This is a genomic window from Bordetella genomosp. 12, from assembly GCF_002261355.1.
Lineage (GTDB): Bacteria > Pseudomonadota > Gammaproteobacteria > Burkholderiales > Burkholderiaceae_B > Bordetella.
In genome coordinates this window covers 1,831,539-1,845,819 of the sequence record NZ_NEVU01000003.1, presented here as the reverse complement: position 1 = coordinate 1,845,819, position 14,281 = coordinate 1,831,539, and the positions used below count along the sequence as shown (strand labels likewise).

The following is a 14,281-nucleotide window of genomic DNA, read 5'->3' as shown; positions in this document are numbered from 1 at the left end:
GGCGCGTTTTATGCCAGCGTGTCGGCGATCTTGCGTGCGGCCTGTCCGTCGCCGTAGGGTTGCACTTCCTGCGGGGTCTCTTCAAGCGCGCGCTGTGCCGCACTGACGATGGCTTGCGCACTGGTCGGCGGCGCCAGACGATTCCAGCCGGCCTCGACCAGTTCGGTCCATTCGGTTTCGTCGCGCAGCGTCACGCAAGGCACACGATGGAAGAAGGCTTCCTTCTGCACGCCGCCGGAGTCGGTGGTGATGAGGGCAGCGTATTTCTCGAGCTGCACCATGTCCAGATAACCCACCGGTTCGATCAGGCGCACGTGCTGGGACAAGGTATCGAGCAGGTCCATGCGCTGCAGGATGCCGCGGGTGCGCGGATGCAGCGGCCAGACGACCGGGCGCTGGGCGCTCAGCGTCTGCAAGGCATCGACGATGACTTGCAGACGTTCCGGATGATCGGTGTTTTCGGCACGATGGATGGTCGCCAGGATGTAGCCGCCGGCGCTCAGGCCGAGTGTGGCGAGCAGGCCGCCATCCTGCGTGACCCGGTTGCCATGATGCAGGGCCACGTCGAACATCACGTCGCCGACCTGCACCACGCTGTCGCCCTGGATGCCTTCGGCCTTCAGATGACGGCTGGCGCTGTCGGTCGGCGTAAAGAGCCAGCGCGAGACGCGGTCGGTCAGGATGCGGTTGATCTCTTCGGGCATGCGCATATTGAAAGAGCGCAGACCCGCTTCGACGTGCGCGACCGGGATGTGCAGCTTGGCCGCCGCCAGCGCGCCGGCCAAGGTGGAGTTGGTGTCGCCATAGACCAGCACGATATCCGGCTGTTCCTGTTGCATGACGCGTTCGAGCGCGATCAGCATGCGGCCGGTCATATCGCCGTGGCCGCCGCCGTGGATGTCCAGGTGATGCGCGGGCGGCTGCATGCCCAGCTCTTCGAAAAAGACATCCGACATATTGGCGTCGAAGTGCTGGCCGGTATGCACCACGACTTCTTGCAGGCCGGGGTGGGCGGCGATGGCCGCCGAGACCACGCTGGCCTTGATGAACTGGGGCCGGGCCCCGAGAACGGTAAGTACCTTTTTGCTCATTGCAGCGCTTGTTTGAGAGCGGCCACGATCTGGTCCTGCGTGGCGGCATCGAGGTCGGGATGCATGGGCAGGCTCATGACCGTGGCGGCCAGGGTGTCGGATACGGGCGTGTCGCCGGCGGCAAATTGGGCGTACGCGGGTTGGGCGTGGATGGGGCGTGGATAGTGCACCGCCGTCGGAATGCCCGCGTCTTTGAGCTTGGCGATGACGTCGTCGCGGTTGGGCACCATGACCGTGAACTGCGCCCAGACGCTGTCACGGTCGGGGCGCACGGTCACGGTGCGGGCGCCGGCCGGCAGATCGGCCAGCAGCGCCTGGTAGCGCGCGCCGATGCGCAGGCGTTCCTGCACTTCCCAGTCAAAGCGTTCCAGCTTACCGAGCAATACGGCGCATTGCAGGGTGTCCATGCGGCCGCCCACGCCGATGCGCGTGTGATAGTAACGGCCGGACTGGCCGTGCACGCGGATCTCGCGCATGGCCTGGGCCAGCGCGTCGTCGTTGGTGAACAGGGCGCCGCCATCGCCATAGCAGCCCAGCGGCTTGCTCGGGAAAAAGCTGGTGCAGCCGATGGTCGACAGGTTGCAGCTCTTTTTACCCTTATAGGTCGCGCCAAAGCTCTGCGCGGCGTCCTCGATGACCGGGATGCCGTGCTTGTCGGCGATGGCATTGACCTCATCCATATCGCCGCACTGGCCATAGAGCGATACCGGAATGATGGCCTTGGTGCGCGGCGTGATGCGCGACTCGATATCCGCGACCTTGATGTTGCACGTATCCGGCTCGACATCGACGAAGACTGGCACCGCGCCCAGCAAGGCGATTACCTCGGCGGTGGCCACGAAGGTAAAGGACGTGGTGATGACTTCGTCGCCGGCCTTCACGCCCAGGGCCATGAGCGCGATGAGCAGGGCTTCGGTGCCGGAGGCGACCGTGACGCAATGCTTGGCGCCGGTGTAGGCGGACAAGGCGGTTTCCAGCTCTTTGACCTCCGGGCCCATGATGTACTGGCCGTGGTCCAGCACTTGCTGTATCCGCGTATTGATCGGGTCGCGCAGGGCTTGGTATTGCTTCTTCAGGTCGATGAATTGCATGGTGGACTCAAGCCAGTTGGCAGACGCCGTTTGTGAGGGTGTAGTGCTCGCCGGTATGCGCACAGGTGGTTTGCCCGTCGCCGGTCAGGGGCAGATCGAGCTGTTCGCCGTGGCGGCTCATCCAGCCGATCTGGCGTGCGGGCACGCCGACCATGAGGGCGAAGTCCGGCACGTCCTTGTTGACCACCGCGCCGGCGCCGATGAAGGCATAGCGGCCGATGGTCGCGCCGCAGACGATGGTGCAGTTCGCACCCAGCGTCGCGCCCTGTTTGACCAGGGTGTCGCGGTACTCGCTTTTGCGTTCGATCGCTGCGCGCGGGTTGTAGACGTTGGTGAAGACCATGCTGGGGCCGCAGAACACATCGTCTTCGATGAAGACGTTGTCATAGACCGAGACGTTGTTCTGGATCTTGACGCGGTTGCCGATGCGCACGCGGTTGCCCACGAAGACGTTCTGGCCCAGTGAGCAGTTCTCGCCGATCTCGGCGCCGCCGCAGACATGGACCCAATGCCAGACGCGGGTACCCGCGCCGATGCGGGCGCCCTCGTCGACGATTGCGCTGGAATGAATACTCATGGCGGGCCTCAATCCAGGGGCAGGGGAACGCGCACGCCGTCGCGTGCCGAGCGGTACATGGCCGTGAGCAGGGCCAGCGATTGCAGCCCTTCGCGCCCGTCGGTTTCCGGCTCGCACTCGCCGCGCAGCGTGCGGATGACGTTGTCGTAGTAAAGGGGATGGCCAAAGCCGTAGACCGAGGTGGTTTCGTAACTGGCTTCGCGCACCTTCTCGTCGTCCGGATGCGGTTCGGCGAATTTCCATTCGTCGATGCGGTTGACGGCCACGCCGCCCACTTTGGCCGTGCCCTTCTCACCCAGGATCGTGATGGAACCCTCGAGGTTCTGCGGGTAGGTCAGCATGGTGACGTTGATCGAGCCCATGGCGCCATGGCGCCAGCGCAAGGCGGTCACGCCGGTGTCTTCGGCTTCAATGCGGCGCGCGAGCGTGGCGGTATAGGAGTAGACGCTTTCGACCGGGCCGATGATCCAGTCCAGCAAGTCGACATAGTGGCTGGCCTGGTTCATGAAGGCGCCGCCGTCCCATTCCCATTTGCCGCGCCAGCGTGCGGCGTCGTAATACTCCTGGGGACGGGTCCAGAAGACGTTGACCGTCACCATATAGATGCGGCCAAAGCGGTTCTCCTCCACCGCCCGCTTGAGCAGTTGCAGCGTGGCATTGCGGCGGTTCTGCTTGACCACGAACAGGCGCACTCCGGCCTCGTCGCAGGCCTTGACCATGCGCTTGCCGTCTTCCCAGCGGGTGGCCATGGGCTTTTCGCTCACGACATGGCGGCCGGACTGGGCGACTTCGATCGCCTGCCAGGGATGCAGGCCCGAGGGCGTGGCAAGGATGACGGCGTCGGCGGTGCTTTGCGCCAGCATGTCCGTCAAGGAGGCGTAGGGCGTGGCGCCAGTGGCCTGCGCGGCGGCCTTCAGGGCCACCGGATCGGTGTCGCAGACCTCAACCAGTTCGGCGCGTTCACTGTGCTGGGCGATAGCGGCGATGTGGTTCTTGGAAATTCGCCCACAGCCTACTAAGGCAAAACGGATTTTGCGATCTGAAATAGGGGTCATTTTTGTGCGAATTTGCGCGCGTTGATTGTTATAGGTGTTGTAGGTTTTATCCGGCGCATCAACTACTGATATTGCACGGAATAGCGATGAATATTACCGTGAATCCCGAGATTGTCCCAAGGCTCGTAGGCTTTTTCCTAGAGCTGAACCAAACGGAGAAATCGCTGTCCGCGATCGCCTCTGGCTAAACAACAAATTGAAAATATTGCCGGATTATTAAATGTCAATGAGATTTAGTTTTATTTTATGTTTCAAATGTTGAAGTGCCCTAGGGTTTTCCCTCGAAGAAAGCGCGGCTGACATAATCAGTTTCATGTCCGGCCGCACGCGGTCTCCAAGGGGTCAGCCCACGCCTTGTTTATGGAATGAGGATGTCAGAAGCCCATGACCGACAGCAGCGATGGTTCCACCCCGCCCACCGCCACGCCGTGGCACAGTTTGCCGCCGCCGGCGGTGGAGCAGGCTCTGCAGGCCCGGCCAGGCGGCCTGACCGCGGCTGAGGCGGCCCGCCGCCTGGCCGAGTACGGCCCCAACCGGCTGACCCAGGTCCGGGGCCGTGGCGTGTTGATGCGGTTTCTGCATCAGTTTCACAACATCCTGCTCTACGTGATGATGGGCGCGGCCGTGGTGACGGCGGTGCTGGGCCATTGGATCGATACGGGCGTGCTGCTGGCCGCCGTGATCATCAACGCCGCCATCGGTTTCGTGCAGGAAGGCAAGGCCGAGAGCGCGCTCGATGCCATCCGCGCCATGCTGTCGCCTCATGCGGTGGTGGTGCGCGACGGCTTGCGTCAGGAAATCGATGCGGCGGATCTGGTGCCGGGCGATCAGGTCATTCTCATTTCCGGCGATCGGGTGCCGGCCGACTTGCGCCTGGTGGAGGTCAAGGAGTTGCGGGTGGACGAAGCCGCGCTGACCGGCGAGTCCCTGCCCGTGGAAAAGCAGACCGCCCCGGTGGCCGAGGACGTGGCGCTGGGGGATCGCTACGGCATGGCCTATTCGGGCACGGTGGTCGTGTTCGGCCAGGCCCGGGGGCTGGTGGTGGCTACGGGCATGCAGACCGAGCTCGGCAGGATCAATGCCCTGCTGGCCGGCATCGACAATATGACCACGCCGCTGTTGCGCCAGGTGGATCATTTCGGCCGCGTGCTGGCCTTGATCATTCTGGCGGTGTCGGCGCTGCTGTTCGTGGGCGGGGTCTGGGGGCTGGGACATCCTCCCTCGGAAATGTTCATGATGGTGGTGGCGCTGGCCGCCTCGGCCATCCCGGAAGGCCTGCCGGCCATCATGACGGTGACGCTGGCGCTGGGTGTGCAGCGCATGGCGCGGCGCAAGGCGATCGTGCGCCGGCTGCCGGCGGTCGAGGCGCTGGGTTCGGTCACGGTGATCTGCTCGGACAAGACCGGGACGCTCACCCGCAATGAAATGACCGTGCAGCGGGTCATCTGCGCGGGCCTGGCCATTGATGTCCAGGGGGTGGGTTACGCGCCGCAGGGCTATTGCCAGATCGATGGGCAGCGCATCGACCCCGAACGCTATCCCGCCCTGGCCATGAGCGCGCGCGCCGCCGTGCTGTGCAACGATGCCTTGCTGCGGCAGGACCAGCAACAGTGGTGGGTCGAGGGAGATCCCACCGAAGGGGCGCTGCTGGTCCTGGGCGCCAAAGCCGGCCTGGTGGACGAGACGCTGCGGCAGGCGTGGCCGCGCCTCGATGGCATCCCCTTCGAATCCGAGCACCGGTTCATGGCGACCTTCCACGAACCCGCGCCAGGCCAACCCTGGATTTTCGTCAAGGGCGCACCCGAGCGGGTGCTGGAGATGTGCCAGGCCCAGATGGGGCCAGAGGGTGAGGAGCAGGCGCTGGATGTCGATTACTGGCGCCGCATGGCCACCGACACCGCGGCCAAGGGCTTGCGCCTGCTGGCGCTGGCCTGCCGGCGGGCCAGCCCCGCGACCGGTTCCTTGGCCTTCGCCGACATGGACGCCGGCTTTGTGCTGCTGGCACTGGTGGGCATGATGGACCCGCCGCGCACGGAGGCCATCGCGGCGGTGGACGACTGCCACCGTGCGGGCATCCAGGTCAAGATGATCACCGGCGACCATGCCGAGACCGCGCGCGCCATCGGCGCGCAACTGAATATCGGCGTGGGCAAGCCGGTGGTCACCGGGGCCGAAGTGGCCTTGATGGACGAGCGCACGCTCAGTGAGATGGTCATGAGCGTGGACGTGTTTGCCCGCGCCAGCCCCGAGCACAAGCTCAGGCTGGTGCAAGCCATGCAGGCGCAAGGGCAGGTGGTGTCCATGACGGGCGACGGCGTCAACGATGCGCCCGCGCTCAAGCGTGCCGACGTGGGCGTGGCCATGGGCAACAAGGGTACGGAAGCCGCCAAGGAGGCAGCCGACGTGGTGTTGGCCGACGACAACTTCGCCACGATCGCCGTGGCCGTGCGCGAGGGCCGTGCCGTCTACGACAATCTGAAGAAGTTCGTGCTGTTCATGCTGCCCACCAATGGCGGCGAAGCGCTGCTGGTGATCGCTGCCATTGTTTTTCAGCTGACCCTGCCGCTGACGCCGGCTCAGGTGTTGTGGATCAATCTGGTCACATCCAGCACGCTCGGGCTGGCGCTGGCGTTCGAGCCTGCCGAACCGGGCATCATGCGCCAGCCGCCGCGCCCGCCGGGCGAGCCGCTGTTGTCGGGCTTTTTCATCTGGCGCGTCTGCCTGGTGTCGGTGCTGATGATGGCGGGCGCCCTGGGTCTGTTCTTGTGGGAGCTGAGCGACGGGCTGGCCATCGAACGGGCGCGGACCATGGCGGTCAACGCCGTGGTCATGTCGGAGATGTTCTATCTGATCAGCAGCCGGCATATCTTCGCCTCGGTGCTCAACCGCGAGGGCTTGTTCGGCAATCGCTATGTCTGGCTGGCCATCGCGGTGTGCCTGGTGCTGCAGCTTATGTACACCTATGCGCCGTTCATGCATCTGATCTTCGGATCGGCGCCGTTGGGCGGACGCGAGTGGCTGGATGTCTTGGGCGCCGGCCTGCTCGTCTTCCTGGGGGCCGAACTGGAGAAGGCGGTGATTCGGCATACCGCCTGGGGCCGCCGCCTGCGCGGTAACAACTGAGGCGGGCGGCTACACTGCGCCGGTGCGAATAAAGAAAAAAGAGAGGAGACATGCGCATTCTGCTGGTCGAGGACAATCCCGACCTGGGCGATGCCGTGGAGAGCAAGCTGCGCAACGCCGGGCATAGCGTACGTTGGGTGCGCGATGGCCTGGCCGCGGAGCAATGGGGGGCGGCCGAAGCCTGGGACGCCTTGGTGCTGGATATCACGCTGCCCGGCAAGGATGGCTACGCGGTGCTCAAATCGTGGCGGGCCGGCGGCCTAGAAGCGCCGGTGCTGGTCATGACGGCGCGTGCCGAGATCGAGGATAAAGTCGATATGCTCGATCTGGGCGCCGACGATTATCTGGTCAAGCCTTTCGATCTGCGAGAGCTCGAGGCGCGTCTGCGTGCGCTGATGCGCCGTCCGTCGGGCCAGACCTCCAGCGTGGTGGTGCTGGGCAATCTGAGCCTGGATATGTCAGGCCGCACGGTGACGCTGGACGGGCAGTTGCTGGAGCTCGGGCGGCGCGAGTTCCGGTTGCTGGAGATTCTCTTGACCCGGCAAGGGCAGACGGTGGCCAAGGAGCGCCTGATGGCGCAGCTGTTCGACGCCGAGGATGTGTCGCTCAACGCGCTGGAACTGCTGATTTCGCGCTTGCGCAAGAAACTCGCGGCGGCCTGTATCGAGATCGTCACGGTCAGAGGCGTCGGTTACCAGGCGCGCACCGATGCGCCGGCATGACGGTTTTTCCATCCGCCGGCGGGTGTTCATGCTGGCCGTGCTGTCGCTGGCCTGCGCTTCGATCGCTTTGTTTTTCTTTTTGCGCGCCTACGGCAGCCGGGCGGCCGAACAGGCGTTCGACCGCTTGCTGGCGGCCTCGGCGCTGACCATCGCCGGGTCGGTGCAGATCGACGATAACGGGGTGACCGTCGAGCCGCCGTTTTCTTCTCTGGCCATGTTGCCCGTCAGCGAACGGGTGTTCTATCAGGTGCTCAATGGCAGCGGGCGCGCGATCACCGGCTATGCCGATCTGGCGCCGGCCTTGCCGCTGGCCGATTCGGCGGTGCCGCGCTTTGCCTACGAGCGCTATCACGATGAGGCGATCCGGGTGGCCACCGTCGGCCGGCTGGTCTCGGCCAGCCAGCATGCGGGCTGGGTGACGGTGCGGGTGGCCGAGACGCTGGGTTCGCGCCACGCGCTGGCCGCGGAAATCCTCAATCGCAGCCTGTGGCCGCTGCTGGCGGTGGTGGCGGTGGCCCTGGCCTTGCTGTGGTTCGGGATCCAGCGCGCCTTCGCGCCGCTGGCCGTGGTCGAGCGCGAGTTGCGGCATCGCGAGCCCGATGACCTGGCTCCCTTGCGTGCGCCGGTGCCTAGCGAAGTGCGGCGTCTGGCCGAAGCCTTGAACGCATTCATGGCCCGTCTCTCGACCATGATGGGCAGCCTCAATACCCTGGTGGCCGATGCGGCGCACCAGGTGCGCACGCCGCTGGCCTCGCTGCGCGCCCAGGCCGAAGTGGCGCTCGAAGAGCAGGATGCCGCGCGGTTGCGCGAGCGCGTGGGCCGCATCCATCAGAACGCGACCCAGGCCAGCCAGTTGATCAATCAGCTCTTGATGGACGCGACGATCGCGCATCGATTGGGGCGCGGTGAGCGCGCCGCCGTCGGCGTGGCCGAAACCGTCAACGAGACGCGCCGCCGCATCGGGCCGCTGGACGCGCAGCGCCTGCGTATCGTCATCGCCCCGCAGGTCAGGCGCGCTCGAGTCATGGGCGACCGCGTCGCGTTGCGCGAGATGTTGCGCAATCTGGTCGATAACGCGTTGCGGTATGCGCCGCAGTCGCCGGTCGAAATCCAGGTCACGCCGGTGGCGGCCTATCGGGTGGCGCTGACGGTGCTGGACCGTGGGCCCGGCATCGCTGCGGCCGACAGAGAGCGTGTGCAGCAGCGTTTCGAGCGTGGCGCCAGCGATCAGCCCGGCTCGGGCCTGGGCCTGGCCATCGTGCGGTCGGTGGCCCAGGCGCACGGAGGCTCGCTGTGGCTGCAGGACAGGCCAGGCGGCGGCTTGCAGGCCCGCGTCGTGCTGCCGATGGCGCGTTCGCGCGGCCCGGCCCGGCTGGCGGCCGTTGCGCTGGCCGGGTTGTTGCTGGGCAGCGCGCTGTGGCCGCATCCCGTGCCGGCGGCCAATGTCATCGCGGAAACCCGCTATCCCGCGCCGCGTCCCACCTCGCGGGTGCTCACGGTGGCCGGGCCGACCGACACGCCCGTCATCGGTCCGCTCATTGCTGGCTTTCAGTCCGAGCGACCGGATGTCACCGTGGTGTACCGCGAGATGAATAGCCGCGAACTTTATGAGGAAGCCGTGGCCGGCCGGCTCAAAGACGTCGACGTTCTGATCAGCTCGGCGCCCGATCTGCAGATACGCCTGGCCAACGACGGCTATGCCCTGAGTTATGCCTCACCCTATGCAAGCCGCCTGCCGTCGTGGGCAGTCTGGCGCGATGAAGTTTACGGATTCACGTTCGAGCCCGCTGTCATCGTCTACAACCCGAAGCGCTTCACGGAGGAGACGGTGCCGCATACGCGGCGTGCCTTGTTGCGTCTGTTGGAGCAGGAGGGCGCGAGCTTGCGCGCACGCGTGGCCACCTACGATATCGCCATCAGCAATGTGGGCTATGTCCTGGCGGAGCAGGATGAGCTGGTGTCTTCCAATTTCTGGGGTCTGGCCAACGCGCTGGGGCGGGTCGGTGTGCGCTTGGCGCCGACCACCGGGGAATTGCTCGATGCCATCGGGCGCGGCGAGATCGACCTGGGCTACAACCTGCTGGGATCGTATGCGCTGGCGCGCCAGGCCGCGGGCGAGTCGATCGGCGTGGTGCTGCCTCAGGACTATGTGCCGGTGCTGGCGCGCTCGGTGCTGATTGCGCGCAGCGCGCCCAATCCCGATCTGGGGCGCGCCATGGTGGATTGGCTGCTGTCGCCGGCCGGCCAGCAAGTCGCCGCCAATCATGCGGCCTTGGGCGCGATCGTGCAAGGCACGCCGGGGCCCTGGACGGCGGATGCCATCCAGGCGCGCGCGCGCGGCATCGTGCAGCCCATCGTTCTGAGTCCGGCGCTGCTGGTCGGCCTGGATCAGCAACGTCATTCCCGCTTCGTGCAGACATGGCTGCGTTTGGTGACGGATACGCCTGAGGTCGCGGCGAAAGCCGCCCGGCCCTAGGGTTTTCCTGATGGGCAGGCGGGCGCGGTGACAGGACGCCGACAGATTGCCAAACCTAAGATGCACGCAGGCTGGACCAAGAGCCAGCTTCATCATTCCAACGGAGAAGACAGCCATGTTTGCCAAGTCATGCTTGGCCGCCACGATGGCGGCCGCCTTCACGCTCGCCGCCGGCGCGGCCTGCGCTCAAGTGCCGGAGGGCTATCCCGCCGATTATCAGAAGATCATCGACGCAGCCAAGAAAGAGGGCAAGGTCGTGATTTACTCCACGACCGACACCAAGGCCGCCGCGCCCATCATTGCCGGCTTCGAGGCCGCCTTTCCGGGTGTGAAGGTCGAATACAACGATATGAACAGCACCGAGCTGTACAACCGCTACATCAGCGAGCAGGCCTCGGGCAGCGGCAGCGGTGACGTGGTCTGGAGCTCGTCGATGGATTCGGCGCTGAAGCTGGCGGTCGACTATGCGCTGCAGTACCGTTCGGCCGAGGCGGGCAAGCTGCCCTCGTGGGCGGTCTGGAAGGACTCGGCCTATGGGACGACGTATGAGCCGGCCGTCTTCATCTACAACAAGCGTCTGATTCCGCAGAACGAAGTGCCGAGCACGCATGCGCAACTGGCCAAGCTGATTGCCAGCCAGCCGGACAAGTTCAAGAACAAAGTCACGACCTACGATATCGAGAAGTCCGCCGTGGGCTTCATGCTGGCCGTGCAGGACAAGGCCAATGACCCGCATTACTTCGATACGCTGCGCGACACGGCTAAAGGCGGTCTGGTGGTCCAGTCTTCCACCGGCACGATGATGGAGCGCGTGTCCTCGGGTGAGAACCTGGTGGGCTACAACATCCTGGGTTCGTATGCCGAGGCGCGCGCCAAGAACGATGCCTCGCTGGGCATTGTGTACCCGACGGATTACGCGCTGGTGCTCTCGCGCGTGGCGTTCATCAGCAAAAAGGCCAAGAACAAGAACGCGGCCAAGCTGTGGATGGATTATCTGTTGTCCAAGAAGGGCCAGGACATCGTGGCCAATCGCGCCGAAATGGCCTCCATCCGTGATGACATCGATGGCGACAACGACGTCGATGGCATGACCAAGAAGCTCGGTTCGGCGCTCAAGCCCATTCCGGTCAATGACAGCCTGCTCGAGTACCTCGAACAGAACAAGCGCCTGGACTTCATCAAGCAGTGGCGCGCGGCCGCAGCCAAGTAAGGCGGCACCGCAAGGGCGGGCCCGTCAGCCCGCCCGCAGGCCCGCGCCCTGGCGCTGCGGGCCATCCTTTACCCGAAGACAGGATCTTCCATGCAGTCATTGCGCAGAAAATGGCAATCCCTGCCGCGCGGCGTCGTCGTGCTGCTTACGGCGTTGGCGATTTATGTGCCCTTGTCGTTCATCATCGTCCAGAGCTTTCTGTCGGCGCCGTTCTTTTCTCCCAGCAAGCAGTTCAGCCTGGGGGCGTTTCACTTCATCTTTGACGACCCTGATTTCTACAAGGCGCTCAAGAGCGGCTTCATTCTGGCCTTCGGGCTGGCCGCCATCGCGATTCCGCTGGGCGGCATGCTGGCCTTTCTCATGGTCCGCACCGACTTGCCGGGCCGCCGCTGGATAGAGCCGCTCATCCTGGTGCCGGTGTTTGTCTCGCCCATGGTGCTGGGCTTCGGCTACGTGGTCGCCGCCGGGCCGGTGGGGTTTTTCTCGCTGTGGGTGCAGCAGGTGCTGGGGATGGTGCCGTGGAATATCTATTCGCTGACCAGCATCGTCATCATCGCGGGCTTGACCCATGTGCCCCACGCCTATCTGTATATCTCGTCGGCGCTGCGCAGCATGGGCTCGGATGTCGAGGAGGCCGCGCGCGTCTGTGGCGCCTCGCCGCTGCGCGTCATGACCTCCGTCAGTCTGCCCATGGTGCGTCCGGCCATGCTCTATGCCACGGTGTTGCTGTTTTTTCTGGGGCTGGAAGTCTTCGGGCTGGTGTTGGTGCTGGGTGACCCTGAGGGCAATCTGGTGCTGGCGACCTATCTGTACAAGCTCACCAACAAACTGGGCATTCCCTCTTATCACCTGATGGCGGCGGTGGCGGTGGTGTTGATTGCGATGACCATCCCGCTGGTCATGCTGCAGCGCCGCTTGATGCGCACCGCCAATCGTTTCGTGACCATGAAGGGCAAGGCTTCGCGCCCGCGACCGCTGCCTCTGGGCCGGTGGCGCTGGCTGGCCGGCGGCGTGGTGGCGTTCTGGTTGCTGGTCACCATCATCGTGCCCTTGATCGGCGTGCTGCTGCGGGCCTTCGTGTCCAACTGGGGCATGGGCGTGTCGCTGTTGGACGTGCTGTCGCTGGACGCTTTTCGCACCGTGTTCTCGCAGAGCAACCTGATTCGCGCCATCATCAACTCGGTGGCCATCGGCGTCTTTGGCGGCGCGCTGGCCGTGTTCTGCTATCTCTTCATCGGCCTGGCCATGCATCGCAAGCCCGATAACGTGACGCGCTTTCTGGATTACAGCGTGCTCGTGCCGCGCGCGGTACCCGGTTTGTTGGCGGGCCTGGCTTTTCTGTGGGTGTTTTTGTTTGTCCCGATGTGGCTGGACAATGCGCTCGAAGATGGCTGGCTGTCCGCATTGCCCTTTGCCGAGTGGCTGCGCGAGAACTTCATCGAATGGCTGCGTGCGATGCGCAGCACGATTTTCAGCGTATGGCTGGCCTATACCGTGGTGTGGATGGCCTATGGGCTGCGCTTGATTTCGTCCACCTTGCTGCAGGTCGGCCCCGAGCTGGAAGAGGCCGCGCGCAGCACGGGCGCGTCGCGCGCCCAGGTCACCCGCCATGTGACCGTGCCGCTGGCCAAGTATGGCCTGATCGGCTCGTGGTTGCTGATGTTCCTGATTTTCGAGCGCGAATACTCCACCGGCGTGTATCTGTTGTCGCCGGGCACCGAGACCATCGGCTCCATGCTGGTGTCGCTATGGGCCTCCGGCGCCATCGACATCGTGGCTGCGCTTTCCTTCATCAATATCGTCCTGGTCGTCGTGGGCCTGGGCGTCGCTCTGCGTTTCGGAGTCAAACTTCATGATTGAACTTTCCGTCGAAGATCTGCACCTCGATTACGGCGACAATCCCGTGCTCAAAGGGGTGTCGATGGATTTGCGCCAGGGCGAGGTGGTCTCTTTGCTCGGCCCCTCGGGTAGCGGCAAGACCACTTTGCTACGCGCCGTGGCGGGCCTGGAAGGCCCCAAGGCCGGGCGCATCCGCATCGGCGAGCGCCTGGTCTACGACGGCGCGGCCCGCCAGGAGGTGCCGGCCGAGGACCGCAATCTGGGCCTGGTATTTCAGTCATATGCGCTCTGGCCGCACAAGACGGTCTATGACAACGTGGCCTACCCCTTGAAGCTGCGTGGCGTGCCCGGCGCCGAGATTCGCCAGCGTGTCGGCGATGTGCTGGAGCAGCTCGGCTTGGGCAAGTTGGGCCAGCGGCATCCGCATCAGCTCTCCGGCGGGCAGCAACAGCGCGTGGCGATCGGCCGGGCGCTGGTCTATAGCCCGCCGGTCATTCTGCTGGACGAACCGCTGTCCAATCTGGATGCCAAGTTGCGTGAGGAAGCGCGGGCTTTCTTGCGCGAGCTCATCGTGCGCCTCGGGCTGTCGGCGCTGATGGTCACCCACGATCAGAGCGAGGCGATGGCGATCTCCGATCGCATTCTGTTGTTGAACAACGGCCGGATCGAGCAGCAGGGTACGCCGCAGGAAATGTATAGCTCGCCGGCCACCTTGTTTACCGCCGAATTCATGGGCAGCAACAATCGTCTGGAAGGCAATGTGGCCGAGCTGCGCGATGGCCGTGCCCGCATCGAAGGCCCGGGCTGGTCGCTTTGGGGACGAGCCGCCGAAGGGGTTGCGGCCGGGCAGCCCGCCACGGCGGTGATCCGCGTGGAGCAATTGCGGCTGCAGGATGACGCCGACGGCAACCATCTGGATCTGCCGCTGACGACCAGCATGTATTTGGGCGACCGCTGGGAGTATCTGTTCCGGGCGGGCGGACATGAGGGCCTGTCGCTGCGGGCATATGGGCCGCAGGGGCGCGAGGCCGGCAAGTATCGTCTTTCCCTGCCCGCCGACAGTCTGTGGGTGTTCCCGCGCGGCTAAGGCCTGGCTG

The 14,281-nt window shown here is 64.8% G+C and carries 10 protein-coding genes; 6 read left to right on the top strand and 4 right to left on the bottom strand.

Annotated elements, in window-relative coordinates:
* Nucleotides 1–8 precede the first annotated feature (8 nt).
* The 4 genes from wecB to CAL22_RS20620 are packed head-to-tail and all read right to left on the bottom strand — an operon-like array spanning nt 9 to nt 3,814.
* Complete coding sequence (wecB, locus tag CAL22_RS20635; RefSeq protein WP_094816440.1) at nt 9–1,091, bottom strand: non-hydrolyzing UDP-N-acetylglucosamine 2-epimerase; 1,083 nt, start codon at nt 1,089–1,091, stop codon at nt 9–11.
* On the bottom strand, nt 1,088–2,182 hold the full coding sequence (locus CAL22_RS20630; protein ID WP_094816438.1) for a DegT/DnrJ/EryC1/StrS family aminotransferase: 1,095 nt from the start codon (nt 2,180–2,182) through the stop codon (nt 1,088–1,090). Before CAL22_RS20630 ends, wecB begins: the two co-directional genes overlap by 4 nt.
* 7 nt (nt 2,183–2,189) lie before the next feature.
* A complete protein-coding gene (locus tag CAL22_RS20625) occupies nt 2,190–2,759 on the bottom strand; it encodes an acyltransferase (protein WP_094816436.1) in 570 nt (189 codons plus the stop codon).
* A gap of 8 nt (nt 2,760–2,767) precedes the next feature.
* The gene (locus tag CAL22_RS20620; RefSeq protein ID WP_094816434.1) at nt 2,768–3,814 is read right to left on the bottom strand and encodes a Gfo/Idh/MocA family protein; all 1,047 of its coding nucleotides are present in this window, start codon (nt 3,812–3,814) and stop codon (nt 2,768–2,770) included.
* A gap of 384 nt (nt 3,815–4,198) precedes the next feature.
* Here CAL22_RS20620 and CAL22_RS20615 point away from each other — a divergent pair, with 384 nt between their 5' ends.
* The 6 genes from CAL22_RS20615 (at nt 4,199) to CAL22_RS20590 (ending at nt 14,271) form a co-directional block, all read left to right on the top strand.
* On the top strand, nt 4,199–6,937 hold the full coding sequence (locus CAL22_RS20615; protein ID WP_094816432.1) for a cation-transporting P-type ATPase: 2,739 nt from the start codon (nt 4,199–4,201) through the stop codon (nt 6,935–6,937).
* Nucleotides 6,938–6,987: 50 nt separating this feature from the next.
* Nucleotides 6,988–7,659, top strand: a complete 672-nt coding sequence (locus CAL22_RS20610; RefSeq protein ID WP_094816430.1) for a response regulator transcription factor — start codon at nt 6,988–6,990, stop codon at nt 7,657–7,659.
* Nucleotides 7,646–10,135 carry a sensor histidine kinase gene (locus CAL22_RS20605; protein WP_094816428.1) on the top strand — a complete coding sequence of 830 codons (2,490 nt, stop codon included), beginning with the start codon at nt 7,646–7,648 and terminating at the stop codon, nt 10,133–10,135. Before CAL22_RS20610 ends, CAL22_RS20605 begins: the two co-directional genes overlap by 14 nt.
* A gap of 115 nt (nt 10,136–10,250) precedes the next feature.
* Nucleotides 10,251–11,345, top strand: coding sequence for an ABC transporter substrate-binding protein (locus CAL22_RS20600; RefSeq protein WP_094816426.1), 1,095 nt, complete (start codon nt 10,251–10,253; stop codon nt 11,343–11,345).
* 90 nt (nt 11,346–11,435) lie between these two features.
* Complete coding sequence (locus tag CAL22_RS20595; protein ID WP_094816424.1) at nt 11,436–13,205, top strand: ABC transporter permease; 1,770 nt, start codon at nt 11,436–11,438, stop codon at nt 13,203–13,205.
* Entirely contained in the window at nt 13,198–14,271 is a 1,074-nt protein-coding gene (locus tag CAL22_RS20590) for an ABC transporter ATP-binding protein (protein ID WP_094816422.1), read from the top strand. Before CAL22_RS20595 ends, CAL22_RS20590 begins: the two co-directional genes overlap by 8 nt.
* Nucleotides 14,272–14,281 lie beyond the last annotated feature (10 nt).